This window comes from Flexivirga sp. G2, assembly GCF_055397625.1.
In genome coordinates this window covers 3770524-3791247 of the sequence record NZ_AP039675.1, presented here as the reverse complement: position 1 = coordinate 3791247, position 20724 = coordinate 3770524, and the positions used below count along the sequence as shown (strand labels likewise).

Sequence of the window (20724 nt, the reverse complement as noted above, 5' to 3'; positions counted from 1 at the left end):
GCTGTGTCAGCCCTTCGGTGCGGCGTGATAGTTGCGTATGACGGCGAGCCCGGCCGCGAGCAGCGGCTCGGTGGATCCGCCGATGTCGTCGAAACCGGCGCCGACCGTCTGGCCCTGCTGATAGCGGAACCAGATTCCCTCGAGGATCGCGGCCAGCTTGTAATAGGCGAGGGCCTCGTGGAAGGCGAGGTGACTCACGTCGCGTCCGGACCTCTCGCTGTAACGGTGCACGATCTCGTCGCGACTCGGGTGTCCATTCGCGCGGGAGACCGTCGAAACAGCATGCGGGGCATCGTCGGCCAATGCCTGGTAGACGAGCATGAGGGCGACATCGGCGAGCGGATCACCGAGCGTCGCCATCTCCCAGTCGAGCACCGCGGTCACCCGGTCGGCCTCGCCGATGAGCGTGTTGTCCATCCGGTAGTCGCCGTGCACGATGGTCGCCCCGCTCGACTCCGGTATGGCGGCAGCGAGTGCCTGGTGCAGTTCCTCCTCGCCGGCCAGTTCCCGCGAGTGGGAAGCCTGCATCTGGCGTCGCCACCGGTGGACCTGACGCTCCAGATAACCCTCGGGTTTGCCGAAGTCACCCAGCCCGACCTCCGCCGGGTCGACGTCGTGCAGCGCCACGAGCGTGTCGGTGACGCTGTTCGCGATGGCGCGAACGCGCTCCGGTCCCAATGGATTCAGCTCCTCGGCGGTCCGGTACGGCGTCCCGGCGACCCGTTCCATGACGTAGAAGGGTGCGCCGATCACGTCGGTGTCGGTACACGCGGCATACATCCGTGGGACCGGCACCGCTGTGTCGGCGAGGGCCGCCATCACCCGATGTTCACGGGTCATGTCGTGTGCCGTCGCGAGCACGTGGCCGAGGGGCGGCCGGCGTACGACGACCTCGCGCGAGCCGTCGGAGACGACGTAGGTGAGGTTGGACTTGCCGCCGACGATCAGCTCCGCCCGCAGCGACCCGTCGAGGAGCCCTGGGGCCGCATCGGCCAGAAAGCGTTGCAGTGATTGCAGATCCAGCCCTGGCGGCTCCGAGTTGCGCCGGTCGTCGGTCATCAGATGCCGCCGGCGAGCAGCACGCCGCCGTCGACGGTCAGCGTCTGCCCGGTCATCCAGCCGGCCTCGTCGGAGAGCAGGAAGGCGACCACTCCACCGATGTCGTCCGGCACACCGAGTCGCTTGAGCGCGTACGGGGCGGCCACCTTCTCCTCGCGTCCCTCGTAGAGGGCCTTGGCGAAATCGGTCTTCACGATCGCGGGCGCGACGGCGTTGACCCGGGTCTTCGGGCCGAGCTCGTGGGCGAGCTCCTCGGTCAGGTGGATCAGAGCCGCCTTGCTGACGCCATACATGGCGATGCCGGGGGCTGGCCGCAGGCCGGCGATGGATGCGACGTTGACGATCGCGCCGCCGTGCTCGCCCTGCCAGGCTGACTGCACCTTCTGCACCCACGACAGGGCGGCAATCACGTTGACATCCATGATCTTTCGAGCAGCGCCCGGATCGATGTCCATCAGCGGCCCGTATGCCGGGTTGATGCCGGTGTTGTTGACCAGGAAGTCGGCGCTGCCGAACTTGTCCAGCGCCGTGGCGATCACCTCGTCCTGGTGGTCCGGATCGTCGGCACGGCCGACGACATACGTGGCGCGCTCGCCGAGGTCTTGCACCGCTGCAGCGAGGGCATCCTCCTTGCGGGCGGTGATGAGGACATTGGCGCCCTCGGTGACGAGGTGCTGCGCGATCGCGTAGCCGATGCCCCGGCTGGCACCCGTGACGATGGCGGTCTTGCCGGCGATGCCGTTCATGTGTTGCTGACTCCTTCGACGATGGCGCCCACCACACTAAGCGCTTGCTTAGTGATTCGTCACGGGTTCCACGTGTCGGATCCTCGGCCGTCGAGGCGGATCCGCCAGACTCACAGGGAGAGCAACCAGTGAAGGAGGCGCGATGTCGGGTCCGCTGGACGGCGTGCGTGTGGTCGAACTCGGAGCGATCGGCCCGGCGCCGTTCGCAGGGATGATGCTGGCCGACCTCGGCGCGGAAGTGATCAACATCGGGCGACTCGACGACGGCGGTATGACGGCCGCCACCCACCGAGTTCTGTTGCGCGGCAGGCGGTTCGTGCATCTCGACCTTCGGCATCCGGCCGGTGCCGAGGTGGTGCAGGACCTGGTGCGCAGCGCCGACGTCTTCACCGAGGGATTCCGGCCGGGCGTCGCCGAACGGCTCGGTGTCGGACCCGAGGACCTGCTCGAGATCAACCCGCGGCTCGTCTACGGGCGGATGACCGGGTGGGGCCAGGACGGACCGCGTGCCGGTGATGCCGGGCACGACGTGGGCTATCTCGCGTTGTCCGGAGCGCTGGCGCCGTCGGTGGGGGACGGCGGACGCCCCGTCCCGCCGTTGAACATGCTCGGCGACTTCGGTGGCGGCGGCATGCTGCTTGCCGTAGGCGTGCTCAGCGCGCTGTTCGCGGCGCAGCAGACGGGCGAGGGGCAGGTCGTCGATGCATCGATCCTGGACGGGACGGCGCTGCTGACCGCGATGCACCAGTCGATGCTGGCGTCCGGGATGTGGCAGCAACCGCCGGGCGGCAATCTCTTCGACGGCGGTGCGCCGTTCTACCGGGTCTATCGGACTTCCGACGACAAGTGGCTGTCGGTCGGGGCGATCGAGCCGAAGTTCTACGCCGAATTGTTGAAGGGACTCGACGTGGATGCCGATCCCGCGGAGCAGTTCGACCAGACGCACTGGCCGGAGCTGCGGGTCGCCTTCGCGACCCGGATCGCGGCGCACACCCGCGACGAATGGGTCGACGTCTTCGCCGGCCGGGACGCGTGCGTCGTCCCGGTGCTGGAGCCGGACGAGGCCGCGGCCGATCCGCACGTCATCGCCCGGGAGGTGTATGTCGACCGGGGCGGCATACGACATCCGGCACCGGCGCCGCGTTTCAGCGAGACACCGACCGAGCTGCCCGAGGAGTCGCTGGATGACGAAACCGCAGACGTGCTCGGCGAATTCGGCTACTCACACTCCGACATACGACGGCTGGCGGAAGCCGGCGTCATAGCGGCCGACGCGATCGACTGACCGTTCAGTCGCAGGTCATCTCGGTCCGCACGACCTGCATGTCGCCGCCGGCGGTGCCCGGGATCGCGCATCGGCTGTGGCCGATGTACTCGCGCTGGTAGAACAACGGCTGGATGACCTGGTCGGCGAGCATCCTGTCCTCCGCCGCGTGCCAGGACGCGTCGGACTTCGCCGGAGAACGGCTCGCCAGCGCCGCGGCCACGGACGCCGAGGCCTGCGGACTGTCGTACTTGAGGCCGTAGTTGGCATCGACGAGTACCGATGCCAACCACTCCGACGAGCCGGGGAACGACGACCCCCACAACTGCACGGACGGCCCGGTCAGCTTGTGGTTCGTCGCCAGTTCGGTCAGTTGGTCTCCCGGTGTGGGCATCGGCTGGATCTTGAGGCCGACGCGCTTGGCGGAGTTGGTGATCGCCTTCACGGTCGCCGCGTCCGTCGTGGCATTGGCCGCGTTGTCCGAGGAGTAGTAGAGCGGGATGGTGCCGTGGAAGCCAGCCTGGCGAAGAAGTTTCTTGGCGGCCCGGGGGTCGTAGTCGCAGGTCGTGCCGCACGGGTCGGGCCGGTAGGAGGTCACCGAGTTCGGGACCAGCGAGCGGGCGGGCAGGCTCGAGCCGAGGAACAGATAGCGCGCGATCCCGTCCCGGTCGATCAGCTTGGACAGCGCGATCCGCACGGGGGTGGGGAACTTCTTGCCGAGATAGGTCGGCCACGTGACGTACTGCTCCAACACGTTCGCCGGCAGCGGCGTGACACCACTCCTGCCCAGCGTGCGCTTGGCCTGGGACACCAGCGACGGCGGCAGGTTGCGCATGATGTCCACATTGCCGGCAGCTACGTCGTTGTATGCCGTGTTGGCGTCGTTGTAGACCCGGAACTCGATGGCACCCGGTGGATTCTTCTGCCGCCACCCGCGATACCGCGGATTGCGTACGACCGTGACGCCCTTGCGGGTGTCGAGCGAGCGAAACTTGTAGGGCCCGTTGCCGATCGGCTTCTTGTCGTATGCCGTGGGGTCGGCGAAGGCCGAGTGCGGCATCGGGCAGAAGGGCAGCGTGGTGAGCATGAAAGGCAGCTCGTTGTCCGGCTTGGCCATGGTGACGGTGAACGTGTACTTGCCGAGAATGCGCAGGCCGGACAGCGATTTCGTCTTCGGCTTGCCGCTGGCGGGGTTCAGGGCGTCATACCCCTGAATCGGCTCGAACGCGTAGTTCGACACCATCCCGTTGGGCCCGGAGGCGATGAAGTTGAAGGTGTCGACCCAGGTCTTGGCCGTCATCGGCTCACCGTTGTCGAAGGTTCGGCCCGGTTTGAGTACCACCTTCCAGGTCGTGTTGTCCTTCGTGGTGACGGACTTGGCTGCGGCCATCTTCACGTGGGTCGTGGCATCGAGCCGGGTCAACCCCTCGCACATCGTCATGGCGATCTGGGAGCCCGGATCCTGGCCACCCGTCAGGTGTTTGACGGAGCCGTTGAAAACCGCGGTCAGGGTCGGTCCATCGGCGGAGGATGCGCCGAGCCCGTCCTTCTGTCCGTCCAGGCCGCAGCCGCCGAGGGCCACCGCGCCGGCCGCAGCCGCGGCGACGACGGTGACGCGAGACTGTCGAATGTTGAGCATGGTCATCCCGTCGTGGATCCGGCGGCCGGCTGCGGCAGGCCCATGGTGGAGTTGGCGATGTCGTGCGCGAAGTGGCAGGCGACCCGGTGGTCGTTCGCCGGTGGAAGGGGCGCCGACCGGTCCGCGTCGGGCAGCGGCTCCAGCGCGGGCCCCTTGGTCGAGCACACCTCCTGCGCCGCGAAACACCTTGTGTGGAAGGCACATCCGGCTGGCAGATCGACGGGGGAGGGCGGGTCGCCCTGGAGGACGATGCGCTCGCGATTCTCCAGTCGCCGCGGACCGGCGGACATCAGTGCGCGGGTGTAGGGGTGTCCAGAGCGTTCGTAGACGCGCTCGCAAGGGCCCTCCTCGACGACCTTCCCGAGATACATCGTCACGATCCGATCGGACATGTGCTGCACGACCTCGAGGTCGTGCGCTATGAACACGATCGCCAGGCCGAGCTGGGTCTTGAGCGAATTCAGCAGGTTGAGCACCTGCGCCTGGATCGAGATGTCGAGGGCGGAGACCGGCTCGTCGCAGACCAGTAGCTGCGGCTCCACCGCCAGGGCGCGGGCGATGCCGATGCGTTGCAGCTGACCGCCGGAGAGTTCGTGCGGATAGCGATGCACGTAACTGGGTGCGAGACCGACCCGGTCGAGCAGCTCGACGACGCGTCGGTCGATGTCCGCACGCGCTGCCAGGCCGTGGGTGAGGATGCCCTCCGCAACCGAATCGCGCACGCTGCGGCGGGGATTCAGTGAGGCATGGGGATTCTGGAAGACCAACTGGATGTGCCGGTGGAAGTCCTTGCGCTGTTGGCGGTTCAGCCGGGTGACGTCGTCGCCCTGCCAATTGACCGACCCGCTGGACGGGTGCTCCAGGCCGACGATCAACCGTGCGAGCGTCGACTTGCCGCACCCGGACTCCCCGACGATCCCGAGTGTCTCGCCGCGGTTGATCTGCAGATCGACACCGTTCACGGCGTGGACCTGGGGCGCGGTCAACGTGCGCAGCCCGGAGCTGCGAGCGCGGTAATGACGGTGGACGTCAGACAGTTGCAGCAACGGTGTGCTCATCGCGAGCCTCCTGCGTGTGATGACACCAGCTGGTGTGCGCGTCGCCGACCGTCGTCGCGTCGGGGAACTGCGTGCTGCACAGATTCGTCGCGAGCGGACAGCGTGGATGGAAGGCACAGCCGGACGGCATCCGGTCCAGTGCGGGCGGGGCGCCCTGAATGGTCGGCAGGTCGCGACCGCGGAACTGCGGACCAGGGACCGACCCGAGCAGGCCCTGCGTGTACGGGTGCGAGGGGTCGTCGAGAACGTCGGTGGCCGTGCCGCGTTCGGCCAGGTGCCCGGCATACATGACAACCGCGTGGTCGGCGACCTGGGCGGCGACGCCGATGTCGTGAGTGATCAGCAGCAGCGTCATGTCGCGGTCGGCACACAGGCTCTCCAGCAGGTCCAGGATCTGCGCCTGGACGGTGACGTCGAGTGCGGTGGTCGGCTCGTCGGCGATGAGCAGGCGGGGATTGCGCGCGATCGCCATGGCGATCATCGCGCGTTGCCGCATGCCCCCGGAGAACTGGAACGGGTAGTCCTTCGCCCGCCGTCGTGCGTCCGGTATGCCGACCGCGTCGAGCGCCTCGACCGCGCGCTCGCGGGCGACCTTCTTGGTGACCCGCTCGTGGATACGGTGCACCTCCGCGATCTGGTCACCGACCGGCGTGACCGGATTGAGCGCGGTCATCGCGTCCTGGAACACCATGGCGATCGAGTCGCCGCGCAGCCGCTGCAGGGTCCGTTCGCTGGCTCCGACCAGCTCTTGGCCGTCGAAAACAATGGAACCCGAGGTGATTTCGGCTCCCGGTGGCAACAGCCCCATGATCGCTTTCGCGGTCAGACTCTTGCCCGATCCGGACTCGCCGAGCACGACGGTCGTGCTGCCGCGTTCGAGCCGCAGGCTGACCGAGGAGAGGGCCTGACGGTCTTCGCCTCGCTTGTGGAAGCGCAGATTGAGGTCCTGAATCTCCAGCAATGCCATGGTCATTGGCTCCTCACGTCGAGAACTTCGCGCAGCGTCTCCCCGATGACGACGAAGGCGAGGGTCGCCAGGCCGAGCATCGCGGCGGGGAAGAGCATCAGATGCGGGGCCAGCTGCCAGTTCCCGTCACGGCTGGCCTCGGCGATCTGCAATCCCCAGGAGTACGCCGGCAGCTTCAGCCCGACGCCGAGGATTGCGAAGCCGGCCTCGGCCGTCATACCGACGCCGATGCCCAGGGTCGACATGACCACGAGCGGCATGACGGCGTTGGGCAGGACATGCCGTCGCAGCACGGTGAGGTTCGAGACGCCGAGAACCTTTGCCGCTTGGACGTATTCGTTGTTCTTTATCTGCATGACACTGCCGCGCATGTAGCGCATGGTGCCCGCCCAGCCGAAGAGCACCAGGACGAAGACGATCGTCCAGATCGTGCGGTCCTTGAACTGGTAGAGGACCACGAGGCTGGCGACCATCACCGGCATGCCGAGCATGATGTCGGCGAGCCGGGAGATGACGCTGTCGACGAATCCGCCGAAGTAGCCGGCGAGCGATCCGGTGATCAGCGCGACCGCAAAGATCAGCGCGGCGGTCAGGACGCCCACCTCCATCGAGGTGCGCGCACCATGCACGACGTTGCTGAAGTAGTCACAGCCCTGTATGTCGTAGCCCATCGGATGGGCCGCCGATGCGGTCTCCCGGGACCGTCGCAGTGTGCAGTCCTGCGGGTCCTGGCCGGTGAAGAGCCGTGGGAAGGCCGCCATCAGGACGAACGTCACCACGATGAGCACGGCCAGATCGAAGACCGGCTTGCGCCATACGGTGCGCAGGGCCTGGGCGGTGGCTCCGCGTGGTCGGCCGGTGGTGGCCGCTTCGGTCGCCGCGGGTTGTGCGTCCGCGGGGGACAAGGTCGTCTCGGTGGGCTCAAGCATGGCGGACCCTCGGGTCGATGACGGGGTAGAGCAGGTCGATCAGCAGCGCCGAGACCAGGTAGAACAGCAGCAGGAAGACCGAGATGCCGACGACGACGGGTCCCTCCTGGCTCTGGATGGCCTGGGCGAGTGCGCCGCCGAGACCGGGCAGATTGAAGATGTATTCGATCAGCACGGAGCCGCCGAGCAGCCCGGCCATGGACAGGCCCAAGTAGGTGATGACCGGCACGAACGCGTTGCGCAGCGCGTGCCGCCACAGCACCCGGGTCGGGCCGGCTCCCTTGGCCCGCGCGGTCTGGATGTAGTCCGAGCGCATTACCTCGGTGAGGCTGTTGCGGGTGAGTCTTGCCAGCGGAGAAGCGGTTTCGAGCGCCAGGACGAGTGCGGGCAGGAGGAAGGCGACGGGATATCCATGACGCACCCCGGAGATCGGGAGTAGATGCCACTTGATGCCGAGGATGTACTGCAGCACGTAGGCGACGAGGAACCCGGGCACGGCGAGGAAGACGATGGTGAACGCCAGGTTGGTGTGGTCGGCGGTGCGTCCCGGTCGCAGGCCGGCCCAGGCTCCCATCAGGATCCCGATGACCAGCTTGAGCACGAACGCCGTGAACGCGAGGGCGAGTGTGTAGGGCAGCGCGGTGGTGATCGTCGAGATGACCGAGTTGCCGTTGAAGTCCGCGCCGAAGTCGCCGTGCAGGACGTTCCAGAGGTACTTGCCGTACTGCTCGAAGAACGGGTCGTTCAGGTTGTACTGATCGCGGATCGCAGCAGCCGTTGCCGGTGAGATCCGCTTGTTGCCGGCCAACGCCAGCACCGGGTCCCCCGGGATGGAGAAGACGAGGAAGTAGACCAGCAGGGTCGACCCGAGCAGCGTCGGGATCATGAATCCGATCCGACGCAGGGCGTAGCGGATCACGGGCGTTCCTGGTTGTTCTCGAAGTAGCTGCGCACGTCGGCGCCGACCTCGGCGACATGGACCGGCTTGCTGCCGGACCGCAACGACTCCGCGCCGGCGACACCGGCGGCGACGGAATCGCGCGCCGACAACGGCGAGGTGTCGGTGGGGGAGCCGGCCCGGACGAACTCGATGAACTCACCGACGGTGAGCTGGTCGGCGTCGCCGTGCCCGTTCGCATCGCCGACGATCGGGTACTGCACGTGCCCACGCTCGAGGAAGCCGGAGCGCTTGTTCCAGACCCGGACCTCGCCGCCCTCGCCGTCGCCGAAGTTCTCCAGTCGGCCCTCGGTGCCGATCACGGTGTAGTTGCGCCAGTAGTCGGGGGTGAAGTGGCACTGCTGGTAGCTGATGAACGCACCGGAGTCGAGCCGGGCCAGGATCATCGAGATGTCCTCGACGTCCACCACCGGGTTCAGCTCGGTCTGGGTCAGCGGCGGCCAGTTCTCGGAGGAGAACCAGTCGCGCATCCGGCGGTCGCTGTTGTCCCGTCGGTCCGTGACCTGACCGTAGACGGCCAGGTCACCCATACCCACGACGTCGCGGCTGGCCGACCCGGCCAGCCAGTGCATCACGTCGATGTCGTGAGCACCCTTCTGCAGCAACAGACTTCCGGCGCGGGACCGGTCGGCGTGCCAGTCCTTGAAGTAGAAGTCGCCACCGGTTCCGACGAAGTGACGACACCAGATCGCCTTGACCTCGCCGATCTCGCCGCGGTCGATGATCTCCTTCATCAACCGCACGACGTGCATGTGTCGCATGTTGTGGCCGACATACAGCTTGGTGCCGGTGCGGTGCGCGGCCTCGAGCACGCGGTCACAGTCCTCGGTGGTGATCGCCAGCGGCTTCTCGAGGTAGACGGGTACGCCGGCTTCGAGCAGGTCGACGGCGATGTCGGCGTGGGTGTCGTCGGGGCTCGCGACGATCGCACCGTCCAGGTCGGGGAACTCGCGCAGCAACGTGGCGACGTCGGGAAGAAGAGGTATGTCGGCGCCGAACAGGTCCGCCGCGACGGTCGCCGTGGACGGGTCCGGATCGACGGCCGCGATGATCGCGCCACCGAAGCTCTCGACGTTCCTGGCCAGACCGGCACGGGCACCCACGCCGATGACGGCTGCTGAGAACTGTTCGCGGCCAGTCGGTTTCGCGTCGCGCAACGCGTGGACGGTGGGCAGGGAGGGAGGTGTCATCGTCGCCGTTCCGTAGATCTCATGGGGCAGTTGGCTGAAGGCGTGGTGTAGTGCGCCGAGCGCGACCGCGTGCTCACCGAGTGCTCCGGGCACCACCTCGACGTCGACGTCGATCGCCACGGCGTCGCGTATGGCGGCCGTCAGGCGGGGCGCGATCATGTCGTGGAAGACGCTGAGCTCGCCGCCGAGCACGACGCGGTCCGGGTCGGTCGCCAGCACCAGCGCGGCGATCGACGGGGCCATGGCCGTGGTGAGCCGTTCGAGGGTCTCGATGCCTTCCCGGTCCTCGCCGTTGGACCGCAGGCGGGTGAGCGACTCCACAACGGCCGGCATTGAACTGCGCAGCGTGCCGGTCGGCCCCTGAACGTCGGAGAGGGCCGACAACAGGCCGACCTCACCGGCGCCGGAACGCCGTCCGCGTAGGACCGTCCCGTCGATGACGGTGCGTGCCGAGACGTGGAACCAGCTCAGCGCGTAGACGCCGACCTGGGTGTCGGTGAGCGCGCCGCCGCGTGCCTCGGCGGTGGCCGCGAGGCTGAGGTCGTTGTCGACCACCGCGGGGACACCGAACGTCTCGGTGAACAGCTCGCGCATGTTGCGTCCGCGCCAGTCCTGCACCTCGGGCGCCAGCTCCAGGACGCCGTCGGCCCGGACCAGGCCCGGTATGCCGATGCCGATCGCTCGCAGGTCACCGCGGCCAAGACCTGCGGACAGCAGCGTGCGGTCCAGCAACTCCACGACGGGCTGCACGTCGCTACGGCCCTGCGTCGGTGACGCCGTGTCGCTCGCGGAGGTCGCGAGCAGACCGCCCGCCAGGTCGGTGACCACCACCTGGGCGCGCTCGCCGGTCAGGTCGAGGCCGGCCACTGCGCCAGCGGACGCGCGAAACGTGCTGACTCGCGCGGGTCGACCACTGCCTCGACTCTGTGCCGATGCATCCGTGTGGACGAGCAGTTCGCGCTCGAGGCGGCCGAGCGCCGACTCGACGGTCGGCCGGGACAGGCCGGTGGTGTCGGCGAGTTCGCTGACCGTCGCCGCCCCCGCGTCGCGGATTGCGGCGAGTACTCGCTGGTGGCTGTCGCCGGTGGCGATCGACATGATTCCCCTCGAACGAAAGTGAGTTTCATAATGTTTATGAAACTTGTTGCGAAAGAGAGTGGCGCAGCTCACATCGGGCGTCAAGGACGGTCTGCATCGTGAGATCCGTGTCTCAGCAGACGTCTCGACAAGGAGTCGTGCCGCGACGTTTGGCGACTTCTCGCCAAGCGCTCGGGGGCTGCGTTGGGCCGCGGAATGGTGAGTCGGTCATCACTCGGAGGAAGGGAAACACCATGCGGAACACGTTCAAACTGCTGCCGGTTGCGGCGGCTGCTCTGCTCGCGCTGGCGGGGCCGGGCGCTGCTGCCCGCGCGACGTCGCCGGCGGACAGCTCGACCGGGGTATTCGCCCACCAGGCAACGGAACTCGGTCTCACCCCGGCCGCGCAGCACCGACTACAGAGTCAGGTCGACCAGGAGGTCCGCCGCACGCACGGAAAGCAGACCGCGCTCAACGAGGTGCATTGGAGCGGCGGGACCACCGTCTTCGTGCTGCCCGGCGAGACCCGTGCCCGGCATCTCAGCGACGGGGTGCATGCATTGCAGGGCACGGTCTACCGATGCCCGCCGAAGTACTTCTGCAACTACCGCTACCACAACTGGGAGGGGACGATGCACGAGCTCTACCACTGCACGTACTACCGGACGCCCTACCCGTTCACCTCGTGGGTCAATAACCAGACGAAGGGCACGAACGCGCGCTTCTACGACTCACAGGGCAAGTTCAGCTACGCCAGCCCGGGAGCGCCGGTGAAGACGCCGTGGGACAGCGACGCCTGGCGGGTCTGGTCGATCAAGCCCTGCTGAGCCACTCACAACCACCCACGCCGCGCCGCTTCCACGCCCGCCTGGAATCGATTGCGGGCGCCCAGGAGGGCCATGAGTTCGGCGACCCGGCGGCTGTAACTGCGCGCCGACATACCCAGTGCGCGCGCGGCGGTCTCGTCGGAACCACTGAAGGTCAGGGTGGGCAGCAGTTGGGTCAGATGTGACGGCGGCCGGCCGCCGCGGTCGTTCGCGATCACGGCGGCCGGGTCGTCACCGACCCGCCACAGATTCTGGTGGAACGCGACCAGTGCGGACACCACGGCACCGTCGCGAATCACCCGGAAGCCGTTGGCGAGCACGACTGAGTCCAGCGGCAGCAGGGCCAGTCGTCGGTCGATGATCGTGAGTTTCGTCGGTATGGCGGGCAGCACCCGCGCGTGCCCACCGTCGCGATAGACGATCGCGCCGAGTTCGGTGTCGGCGAGCAGGCCGGCCCGGGAGGTGATCTGCCGGACGGTCACCCCACGGCGGACCGCAGCGCGGAGCGTGGACGGACCACGCAACTGGATCGCCTCCGGCACCTGGCCGGACAGCAAGTAGGTCGTGTCGTCGACGCCGAGAATCTCCCGTCGAGCGATGCTGCGCAGTCTGCTGATGCTGTCCCACACCCTGGCCCGTGATCCGGTGATGGTGGCGTCGGGAGGTGCGGCACCGGCGGCGAGCGGCCCACGGCCTCGTTCCATCGCCTGGCCGAAAGCGTCTGTCGCGTCGAAGGATTCCCCTGCCATGTCCCGCTCCGTCTTCCGCCGCTCAGTCGGTGGCGGCCTTCTCGCCATACCACGTGGTCGTCGAGACCGGCCGAAAACCGACGCCTTGGTATGTCGCGCCGGCGATGTCGGACCCGAACGAGACCTTCACCCGCTCCATCCCGCGCGCAGCGAGGCGCGCGACCCCCTCGCTGACCAACGCGGAGGCCAACCCTCGCCGCTGGAACTCGTCCTCCACTCGCACCGGTTCGACCAAGCCGACCCTGGTGACCGGATCGGCCCAGAAGAGTGCGAATCCGGCGGACCGTCCGTCGGCGGACTCCACCCAGAGGTCGAGCTCGGGGTCGTAGAGGGAGCATTGCTCCAGTCGTTCGGCAACGCGCTCGCCATTGCGCTTGCGCATCGGGTGTGCGGCGTCCGCGCGTTGGGTGCGGTCGACCAGCACGAACCCGTCGGCCACGGGTCGGACGGCGCCGACGTCGCGGGTGTGCAGCCATGCGGTGCTGTCCGTGTATCCCGCCGTCAGGCCGGCACCCCGGGCGAGAGGAAGCAGCGCGGTGTCGTCGTCCCCGACCGGGATGTCGAAACCTCCGGGGGAGTAGCGACGTCCTGCCTCGAGAGCCGCGGCGAAGGTCGTGTCCAGGTCGAAGGCTCCGGGCACGACGATCGGGTCGACCTGGCACCCGGTCCGGTCGCCCGTGAGCAGTATGCCGGCGACCGGCCCGTCGTCGTCGAGCCAGAACGGTTGCTCGACGTCGTCGGAAGCACTCGGACGGCGCCACCACCACTGCACGTCGGCGGCCTCCCACAGTCCGCGGTCCGGATCGGCCGATCGGGTGCGCTGCAGCAGTCGAGTCGCCAGTTCCTGGGCGTCGAGCCCGGAGGCCTTGATCTGGGTCGCCATGCGTTCAGGCTAGGAGGCCGACGCCGGATCGCGCTCCTCATTATTGGTGTGCGACCGCTGCACGGCGACTGATTGGATCGACGTATGAGTACCGAGCGCGTGCCGTGGCCACGCAGCCTGCTGATCACCGGCACCGTCGGCGCCGGGAAGACGACCACGGCATACGCGATCGGCGACCTGCTTCGGGAACGAGGCCTCGCACATGCGGTGATCGATCTCGACGAGTTGCACCGCCTGTGGCCGGCGCCGGCGGGGGACGGCTTCAACCAGCAGGTCGAGTTGGCGAATCTGGCTGCGGTCGCGGCGAATTACCGCAACGCCGGTGCCGAACGGCTGGTGCTCGCGGGTGTGGTGCTGCACGACCGGGCCCGCTACGAGCGGGCGCTCGGTGAGCCCGTCGTGCTCTGCCGACTCCGGCCGCCGCTCGACCGGGTCGACGCACGCCTGATCGCCCGGCACGAGCCGGGTGAGGAGCGCGACTGGCACGTCGCCCGTGCGCCGGAGCTCGACGTGCTGCTCGACGACGCGGACACCGCGGACCTCGCCATCGACGTTGATGACGACACTCCTGGGCAGGTCGCCATGCGTGTCCTTGCCGCCACCCGCTTCGCCGAGTGACGGCTCTCTCGGCGAGTGACGGCGGGATCTGACCGTCGCTCGGCGAGGAAGCCGTCATTCGGGAGGGGTCCGGCCCCGTTTGCACTCGCCGTTGGAGAGTGCCAATAATGGCCTTAGCACTCTCCTAGTCAGAGTGATAGTTCGGATGTATGGCGAGAGCCGGACCTCGCGGGACTCAGACAGTCCTTCGAAGAACCGGCTCGTCCGTCGCGGGCGCCATACGACTGACTCCGCAACAACACGTGAGGATTGGACTGCACATGGCCAAGACCATTGCATTCGACGAGGAGGCCCGGCGCGGGCTCGAGCGGGGTATGAACACCCTCGCCGACGCCGTCAAGGTCACTCTCGGCCCCAAGGGCCGCAACGTCGTCCTGGAGAAGAAGTGGGGCGCACCCACGATCACCAACGACGGTGTGAGCATCGCCAAGGAGATCGAGCTCGACGAGCCGTACGAGAAGATCGGCGCCGAGCTCGTCAAGGAAGTCGCCAAGAAGACCGACGACGTGGCCGGTGACGGCACCACCACGGCGACCGTGCTCGCTCAGGCGATGGTGAAGGAAGGCCTGCGCAACGTTGCCGCGGGCGCCAACCCGATGGCCCTCAAGCGCGGCATCGAGGCCGCCGTGGCCGCCGTGTCCGAGGAGCTGACCAAGGCCTCCAAGGAGATCGACACCAAGGAGCAGATCGCGGCCGTCGCCGGGATCTCCGCCGGTGGCGACGCTTCCGTCGGTGACCTGATCGCCGAGGCGATGGACAAGGTCGGCAAGGAAGGTGTCATCACCGTCGAGGAGAGCAACACCTTCGGCCTGGAGCTCGAGCTCACCGAGGGCATGCGCTTCGACAAGGGCTACATCTCCGGTTACTTCGTGACCGACACCGAGCGCATGGAGACCGTTCTCGAGGACCCCTACGTCCTGATCGTCAACTCCAAGATCGGCAGCATCAAGGATCTGCTGCCGCTGCTGGAGAAGGTCATGCAGTCGGGCAAGCCGCTGGTCATCATCGCCGAGGACGTCGAGGGCGAGGCCCTGTCGACCCTGGTGGTCAACAAGATCCGTGGCACGTTCAAATCGGTCGCCCTCAAGGCGCCCGGCTTCGGTGACCGTCGCAAGGCCATGCTCGGCGACATCGCGATCCTGACCGGTGGTCAGGTCATCTCCGAGGAGGTCGGCCTCAAGCTCGACACCGCGGAACTGGACCTGCTCGGCAAGGCCCGCAAGGTCGTCGTCACCAAGGACGAGACGACCATCGTCGAGGGCGCCGGTGACGCCGACCAGATCGCCGGTCGCGTTGCGCAGATCCGCGCCGAGATCGAGAACTCCGACTCCGACTACGACCGCGAGAAGCTGCAGGAGCGCCTGGCCAAGCTGGCCGGCGGTGTTGCGGTCATCAAGGTCGGCGCGGCCACCGAGGTCGAGCTCAAGGAGCGCAAGCACCGCATCGAGGACGCGGTCCGCGCTGCCAAGGCTTCGGTCGAGGAGGGCATCGTCGCCGGTGGTGGCGTTGCGCTGCTGCAGGCCGCCAAGGGTGCGTTCGAGTCGCTGAAGCTCGAGGGCGACGAGGCGACCGGCGCCAACATCGTCCAGGTCGCCGCCTCGGCTCCGCTGAAGCAGATCGCTGCCAACGCGGGCCTGGAGCCCGGTGTCGTGTCCGCCAAGGTGGCGTCGCTGCCCGTCGGTGAGGGCCTCAACGCCGCCACCGGTGAGTACGTCGACATGCTTGCGGCCGGCATCCCGGACCCGACCAAGGTGACCCGCTCGGCGCTGCAGAACGCCGGCTCGATCGCCGCGCTGTTCCTCACCACCGAGGCGGTCATCGCCGACAAGCCGGAGAAGACGCCGGCCATGCCGGCCGACCCGTCCGGCGGCATGGGCGACATGGGCTTCTGACGAAGCACGCAACGAAGGTTGGCGGCTTCGCCGTAACCGACGATCGCGGAACGGCCGGGTCAGCTGCGAGCTTGCGAGCAGCGACCTGGCCGTTGTGCGTGAGGAGTGCGGCTACGGGCACAGCGACGAAGGAGCGAAGCCGCCGGCCGAAGTGGAGTGCGAGGAAGAGCCCTGAAGTAATGGGCTTCTAGTCCGCCCACGAAGTTTCTCCGACCTCAGGTCGGAGAACGCGTGACCATCGAAGAGGCCGTCCACCCTGTGAATGGGGTGGACGGCTTCTTCATGTTCGTGGTGCACAATCACCGGTTGTGGCAACGCCTTCGGCTCCGACGCACCGCGTCAAACTCTGGTCCCTGACGCTCGGGGCACTCGGTGTCGTCTTCGGTGACATCGGCACCAGCCCGCTCTACTCGCTGCAGACGATCTTCTCGCTCGACCACAACCGGGTCGACACGACCCACGAGGACGTCTATGGCGTGATCTCGCTGGTGTTCTGGGCGGTCACGATCGTCGTGAGCATCAAGTACGTCGTCTTCATCCTGCGCGCCGACAACGATGGCGAGGGCGGCGACCTCGCGCTTGCGGCGCTCGCCCGCCGCGCGGTCCGACCGGGCGGTAAGCGATTCGCACTGGTGATGGTGCTGGGTGTCTTCTCCGCGTCGCTCTTCAGCGGTGACAGCGTGATCACACCGGCCATCTCGGTGCTGTCGGCGGTCGAGGGTCTTGCGGTGCCGGCCCCGGGGCTGCACGACGTCGTGCTCCCGATCGCCATCACGATCATCGTCATCCTCTTCGTGGTGCAGCGTTTCGGCACCTCCGTGGTGGGCAAGCTGTTCGGCCCGGTGATGGTGCTCTGGTTCGTGACGATCGCGGTGCTCGGGTTGACGAAGGTGATCCCGAATCCGGGGATCATCCGCGCACTCTCACCGACATACGCCCTCCAGTTCTGGTTCGAGCACCCGTTCGTCGCGTTCATCGCGATGGGCGCGGTGGTGCTGTCGATCACCGGGGCCGAGGCGCTGTATGCCGACATGGGCCACTTCGGCCGTTCGCCGATCCGGCGCGCGTGGTTCTTCCTCGTCTTCCCGTGCCTGACGCTCAACTACCTCGGCCAGGGCGCGCTGATCACCGAATCGCCTGGCGCCATACGCAATCCGTTCTTCCTGCTCGGCCCGTCGTGGGCGCAGTGGCCGATCGTGATCCTGGCGACCATGGCCACCGTGATCGCCTCGCAGGCGGTGATCTCCGGAGCTTTCTCGGTGGCGCGTCAGGCCGAGCGACTCGGCTACCTGCCACGGCTCACCGTGCTGCACACGTCCGAGCACGAGAGCGGTCAGATCTACATCCCGTCGATCAACTGGTCGTTGTTCGCCGGGGTGCTGGTGCTCATGCTGACCTTCCGCACGTCCCAGCACCTGGCCACGGCATACGGCCTGGCGGTCACGGGCACGCTCGTGCTCAGCTCGACCCTCTTCCTGGTCTATGCCGAGTCCGCCTGGAAGTGGCCGAAGTGGCGGTTGATCCTCGTCGGAGTACTGTTCTACGGCGTCGAGTTGACGTTCCTCGCCGCGAACCTGGCGAAGGTCATTCACGGCGGTTGGTTGCCGCTCTCGATCGCGGCCGTGGTCGCCACCACGATGTTCACGTGGCGTCGCGGCGCCTCGATCGTCTCGGGGATGCGACGGGAGAAGGAGGGGCGGCTCACCGAGTTCATCGACTACCTGCAGACCTGCGAGGTGACGCGTGTCCCCGGCGTCGCGGTGTTCCTGCATCCCGACAACGAGACCACGCCGCTGGCCTTCCGGGAGAATGTCGCGTTCAACCACGTCACCCACGAGAACGTCTACATCGTGTCTGCCGTTTCGCGGAACGTGCCGCACGTCGCGCCCGAGGACCTGTTGAAGTTCAGCAGTCTCGGCGACCCGTACGACGGGGTGGCACACATCCAGCTGAACTTCGGCTTCCAGGACGACCAGGACGTCCCGCAGGCACTGCGCGCGGCGCGCGAGCAGGGGATCAATCTCGACCCGGACGAGGCGTTCTACTTCCTGTCCCGGATCAGCGTGCAGCACGGCTCGTTGCCCGGCCTGAGCAAGTGGCGCAAGCGCCTGTTCCTCGGTATGGCGCACAACGCGGCAAACCCGGCCGTCTACTACCGACTGCCCGAGGACCGCACCGTCGTCATGGGCGCCCAGGTGCACTTCTGAGCGACCATCGAGGTGGCCGAGGAGGTCGTGAGGAACGAGCGACCGTCTCGAGGTCCCGCCCGTTCGATTCGCTGCTCGCCCCTTCGAGACGCCCGCTCGTCCCTCGCGGGCTCCTCAGGGCGCAGCTCATCGGTTCTTCAGGGCGCATGGTGGCTACTCGCTGGTAACATCGGCGGAACTCCCACGCGAAGGACGGCATACCCGTGGCATTCGACCGCCTGCTCGAGCCCATCAACATCGATGGGGTACCGCTTTCCAGTCGAGTCCTGATGGGCTCGATGCACACCGGATTCGAGGATCGGAGCAAGGACTTCGGCCGCTGGGCGGCATACCTCGCCGAGCGTGCGAAGGGCGGCACCGGCCTGATCGTCACCGGTGGGTTCGCCCCCAACATCGAGGGCTGGCTGTTGCCTGCGGGATCGTTGATGCGGACCAAGCATGCCGCCGGCAAGCACCGGACCGTCACCGACGCCGTACACGCCGAAGGCGGCCGAATCCTGTTGCAGGTGCTGCATTCCGGGCGTTACGGGTATCACCCGCTGATTCGTTCCGCGAGCAACCGGAAGTCGCCGATCACGCCCTTCAAGCCCCGCGCCCTGTCGGGCAAGGGCGTCGAGCGGACGGTCGACGCGTTCGTGCGGGCCTCGAAGCTCGCCAAGCTCGCCGGGTATGACGGCGTGGAGATCATGGGCTCCGAGGGCTACCTGATCAACCAGTTCCTCGCGGCACACACCAACGACCGAACCGACGCGTGGGGTGGCAGTGCTGAGAAGCGGATGCGTTTCCCGGTCGAGATCGTCCGCCGCGTGCGGGAGGCTGTCGGCGCGAACTTCATTGTCAACTACCGCATCTCGCTGGTCGACCTGATCGACAACGGTCAGACCTGGGACGAGGTCGTGACGCTCGCCGGCAAGTTGCAGCAGGCCGGCGCCTCGATGTTCGGCACGGGCATCGGCTGGCACGAAGCACGGGTGCCGACCATTGTCACCTCGGTCCCGCGGGCGGCGTTCGTCGACTGGACGGCGCGACTGAAGCAGGAGGTCGACATTCCGGTCGTCGCCTCCAACCGGATCAACACCCCCGAGGTCGCCGAGGAGATCCTCGCCAGTGGCCAGGCCGATCTGGTGTCGATGGCGCGCCCCTTGCTGGCCGACCCGGAGTTCGTCCGCAAGGCGCGCGAGGGCCGCGCCGACGAGATCAACACGTGCATCGCCTGCAACCAGGCCTGCCTGGATCACACCTTCTCCAACAAGAAGGCCACCTGCCTGGTGAACCCGCGTGCCGGCCGCGAGACCTCGCTGGTCCTGTTGCCGGTGCCGGTGCAGCGGAAACGAAGGATCGCCGTCGTCGGCGCCGGTCCGGCCGGACTCGCCGCAGCGGTCTCCAGCGCCGAACGCGGCCACCAGGTAACGCTTTTCGAGCGTCAGCAGCACCTCGGTGGACAGTTCCGGCTGGCGATGCAGGTGCCCGGCAAGGAAGAGTTCGCCGAGACGCTGCGCTACTACACGCGACGGCTCGAAGTGCTCGGCGTCGACGTGCGATACGGGGTCGACGTCTCCGAGAACGAGCTCCACGGCTTCGACGACGTCGTCGTGGCAACCGGTGTCAAGCCGCGGGTCCCGCAGATCGAGGGCATCGAGCACCCCAGCGTCGTCATGTATGACGAACTGCTGCGCGGCGAGGTCGAGGCCGGTCGTCGCGTCGCGGTGATCGGCGCCGGTGGCATCGGGTATGACGTCAGCGAATTCCTGCTGGAGGACCAGCACAAGAAGCTGCCGGACTGGCAGGCCCAGTGGGGAGTGACCGAGGACCCGGAGGCGCGAGGTGGTCTCACCGTAAAGCGCCCGGTCGAGCCGCGCCGGCAGGTCTACCTCCTGCAGCGCAAGCCGGCACCGCTCGGCAAGGGCCTGGGCAAGACCACCGGCTGGGTCCATCGTGCTGCGCTGAAGGATGCCGGGGTCGAGTTGATCGGTGGCGTCACCTACGACCGCATCGACGACGCCGGGCTGCACATCACCGTGCGGACCAAGGACGCCGAGCCGCAGACGCGAGTGCTCGAGGTCGACACGATCGTCATCTGCGCCGGGCAGGAGTCGGTGCGTGACCTGGTACGTGAGGGCGACGCGGCGCGGCACGTGATCGGCGGTGCCGACGTGGCCGCCGAGCTCGACGCCAAGCGTGCGATCGCGCAGGCGACGGAGCTGGCGGCCACGGTCTGACCCACCCCGGGGACTGGTGCCGGACCGATGACGGTCAGGCGAGGAATGAGGAACGAAGCCTCAGGTCACGCGTTCGTACTGAACGCCTTGACCACGTCGGTCTCGACCTGTGCGTAGGCGGTGCCGGCGGAGCCGACGGTGTTGCCGATGTCGGCGAGCGCCGTACGGACCTTCGACTGCGCCTTGGTCCACTCGTGGTTCAGCGCGGCGTACTGATTGGCCCCCTGGCCGGTCCAGCTGGCCTGCAGGGTGGCGAGCTTGCCCTTCATCACCTGCATCAGCGTGTCGATCTCCTGGCCGATCTGGCCGATGTCGAGACTGTGCTGGTTGAGGTGCGCGGCGTTGACGCTGTAACCGTCGTTCGGTGTGTGCATGTCTGCCTCCCAAGAAGTCGTCCACTCGGTGCGGACGCGTTGGGACGACGGTAGGCAGCGGGCGCGGT

General features: G+C 67.5%; 17 protein-coding genes. 6 read left to right on the top strand and 11 right to left on the bottom strand.

Annotated features, from left to right (window positions below; genetic code table 11):
- Positions 1-6 precede the first annotated feature (6 nt).
- Positions 7-1059 carry a phosphotransferase family protein gene (locus ACZ50J_RS18330; protein WP_464298594.1) on the bottom strand — a complete coding sequence of 351 codons (1053 nt, stop codon included), beginning with the start codon at positions 1057-1059 and terminating at the stop codon, positions 7-9.
- Positions 1059-1805 carry an SDR family oxidoreductase gene (locus ACZ50J_RS18325; RefSeq protein ID WP_464298593.1) on the bottom strand — a complete coding sequence of 249 codons (747 nt, stop codon included), beginning with the start codon at positions 1803-1805 and terminating at the stop codon, positions 1059-1061. The genes ACZ50J_RS18330 and ACZ50J_RS18325 overlap by 1 nt, the downstream gene beginning before the upstream one ends.
- 142 nt (positions 1806-1947) lie before the next feature.
- On the opposite strand from ACZ50J_RS18325, the gene ACZ50J_RS18320 reads away from it, so the two are divergent.
- Positions 1948-3090: a CaiB/BaiF CoA transferase family protein gene (locus ACZ50J_RS18320; RefSeq protein WP_464298592.1), complete on the top strand. Its 1143-nt coding sequence runs from the start codon at positions 1948-1950 to the stop codon at positions 3088-3090.
- A 4-nt stretch (positions 3091-3094) separates the two neighbouring features.
- Here the strand turns inward: ACZ50J_RS18320 and ACZ50J_RS18315 are convergent, their stop codons facing one another.
- From ACZ50J_RS18315 to ACZ50J_RS18290, 6 genes are read right to left on the bottom strand one after another with little or no spacing between them, the layout of a single operon-like run.
- On the bottom strand, positions 3095-4708 hold the full coding sequence (locus ACZ50J_RS18315; protein ID WP_464298591.1) for an ABC transporter substrate-binding protein: 1614 nt from the start codon (positions 4706-4708) through the stop codon (positions 3095-3097).
- 2 nt (positions 4709-4710) lie between these two features.
- The gene (locus ACZ50J_RS18310) at positions 4711-5766 is read right to left on the bottom strand and encodes an ABC transporter ATP-binding protein (protein WP_464298590.1); all 1056 of its coding nucleotides are present in this window, start codon (positions 5764-5766) and stop codon (positions 4711-4713) included.
- The gene (locus ACZ50J_RS18305; protein WP_464298589.1) at positions 5738-6733 is read right to left on the bottom strand and encodes an ABC transporter ATP-binding protein; all 996 of its coding nucleotides are present in this window, start codon (positions 6731-6733) and stop codon (positions 5738-5740) included. Before ACZ50J_RS18305 ends, ACZ50J_RS18310 begins: the two co-directional genes overlap by 29 nt.
- A 2-nt stretch (positions 6734-6735) precedes the next feature.
- Positions 6736-7662 (bottom strand): ABC transporter permease, encoded by a 927-nt coding sequence (locus ACZ50J_RS18300; RefSeq protein ID WP_464298588.1) that lies wholly within the window; start codon positions 7660-7662, stop codon positions 6736-6738.
- Entirely contained in the window at positions 7655-8581 is a 927-nt protein-coding gene (locus ACZ50J_RS18295) for an ABC transporter permease (RefSeq protein WP_464298587.1), read from the bottom strand. Before ACZ50J_RS18295 ends, ACZ50J_RS18300 begins: the two co-directional genes overlap by 8 nt.
- On the bottom strand, positions 8578-10908 hold the full coding sequence (locus ACZ50J_RS18290; RefSeq protein WP_464298586.1) for an ROK family protein: 2331 nt from the start codon (positions 10906-10908) through the stop codon (positions 8578-8580). Before ACZ50J_RS18290 ends, ACZ50J_RS18295 begins: the two co-directional genes overlap by 4 nt.
- A 233-nt stretch (positions 10909-11141) precedes the next feature.
- Here ACZ50J_RS18290 and ACZ50J_RS18285 point away from each other — a divergent pair, with 233 nt between their 5' ends.
- A complete protein-coding gene (locus ACZ50J_RS18285) occupies positions 11142-11714 on the top strand; it encodes a hypothetical protein (RefSeq protein WP_464298585.1) in 573 nt (190 codons plus the stop codon).
- A 5-nt stretch (positions 11715-11719) separates the two neighbouring features.
- On the opposite strand, the gene ACZ50J_RS18280 is transcribed toward ACZ50J_RS18285, so the two are convergent.
- Together ACZ50J_RS18280 and ACZ50J_RS18275 are read right to left on the bottom strand one after the other, a co-directional pair.
- Positions 11720-12463 (bottom strand): hypothetical protein, encoded by a 744-nt coding sequence (locus ACZ50J_RS18280; RefSeq protein ID WP_464298584.1) that lies wholly within the window; start codon positions 12461-12463, stop codon positions 11720-11722.
- A 22-nt stretch (positions 12464-12485) separates the two neighbouring features.
- Positions 12486-13346 carry a GNAT family N-acetyltransferase gene (locus tag ACZ50J_RS18275; RefSeq protein WP_464298583.1) on the bottom strand — a complete coding sequence of 287 codons (861 nt, stop codon included), beginning with the start codon at positions 13344-13346 and terminating at the stop codon, positions 12486-12488.
- A gap of 84 nt (positions 13347-13430) precedes the next feature.
- On the opposite strand from ACZ50J_RS18275, the gene ACZ50J_RS18270 reads away from it, so the two are divergent.
- From ACZ50J_RS18270 to ACZ50J_RS18255, 4 genes are all read left to right on the top strand, one after another.
- Positions 13431-13964 (top strand): hypothetical protein, encoded by a 534-nt coding sequence (locus ACZ50J_RS18270; RefSeq protein WP_464298582.1) that lies wholly within the window; start codon positions 13431-13433, stop codon positions 13962-13964.
- A 260-nt stretch (positions 13965-14224) separates the two neighbouring features.
- A complete protein-coding gene (groL, locus tag ACZ50J_RS18265; RefSeq protein WP_464298581.1) occupies positions 14225-15856 on the top strand; it encodes a chaperonin GroEL in 1632 nt (543 codons plus the stop codon).
- Between the two features lie 308 nt (positions 15857-16164).
- A complete protein-coding gene (locus tag ACZ50J_RS18260; protein ID WP_464298580.1) occupies positions 16165-18063 on the top strand; it encodes a potassium transporter Kup in 1899 nt (632 codons plus the stop codon).
- A 203-nt stretch (positions 18064-18266) separates the two neighbouring features.
- Positions 18267-20282: an NADPH-dependent 2,4-dienoyl-CoA reductase gene (locus ACZ50J_RS18255; RefSeq protein ID WP_464298579.1), complete on the top strand. Its 2016-nt coding sequence runs from the start codon at positions 18267-18269 to the stop codon at positions 20280-20282.
- A 65-nt stretch (positions 20283-20347) separates the two neighbouring features.
- On the opposite strand, the gene ACZ50J_RS18250 is transcribed toward ACZ50J_RS18255, so the two are convergent.
- Positions 20348-20656, bottom strand: a complete 309-nt coding sequence (locus ACZ50J_RS18250; protein ID WP_464298578.1) for a WXG100 family type VII secretion target — start codon at positions 20654-20656, stop codon at positions 20348-20350.
- Between the last annotated feature and the right edge of the window lie 68 nt (positions 20657-20724).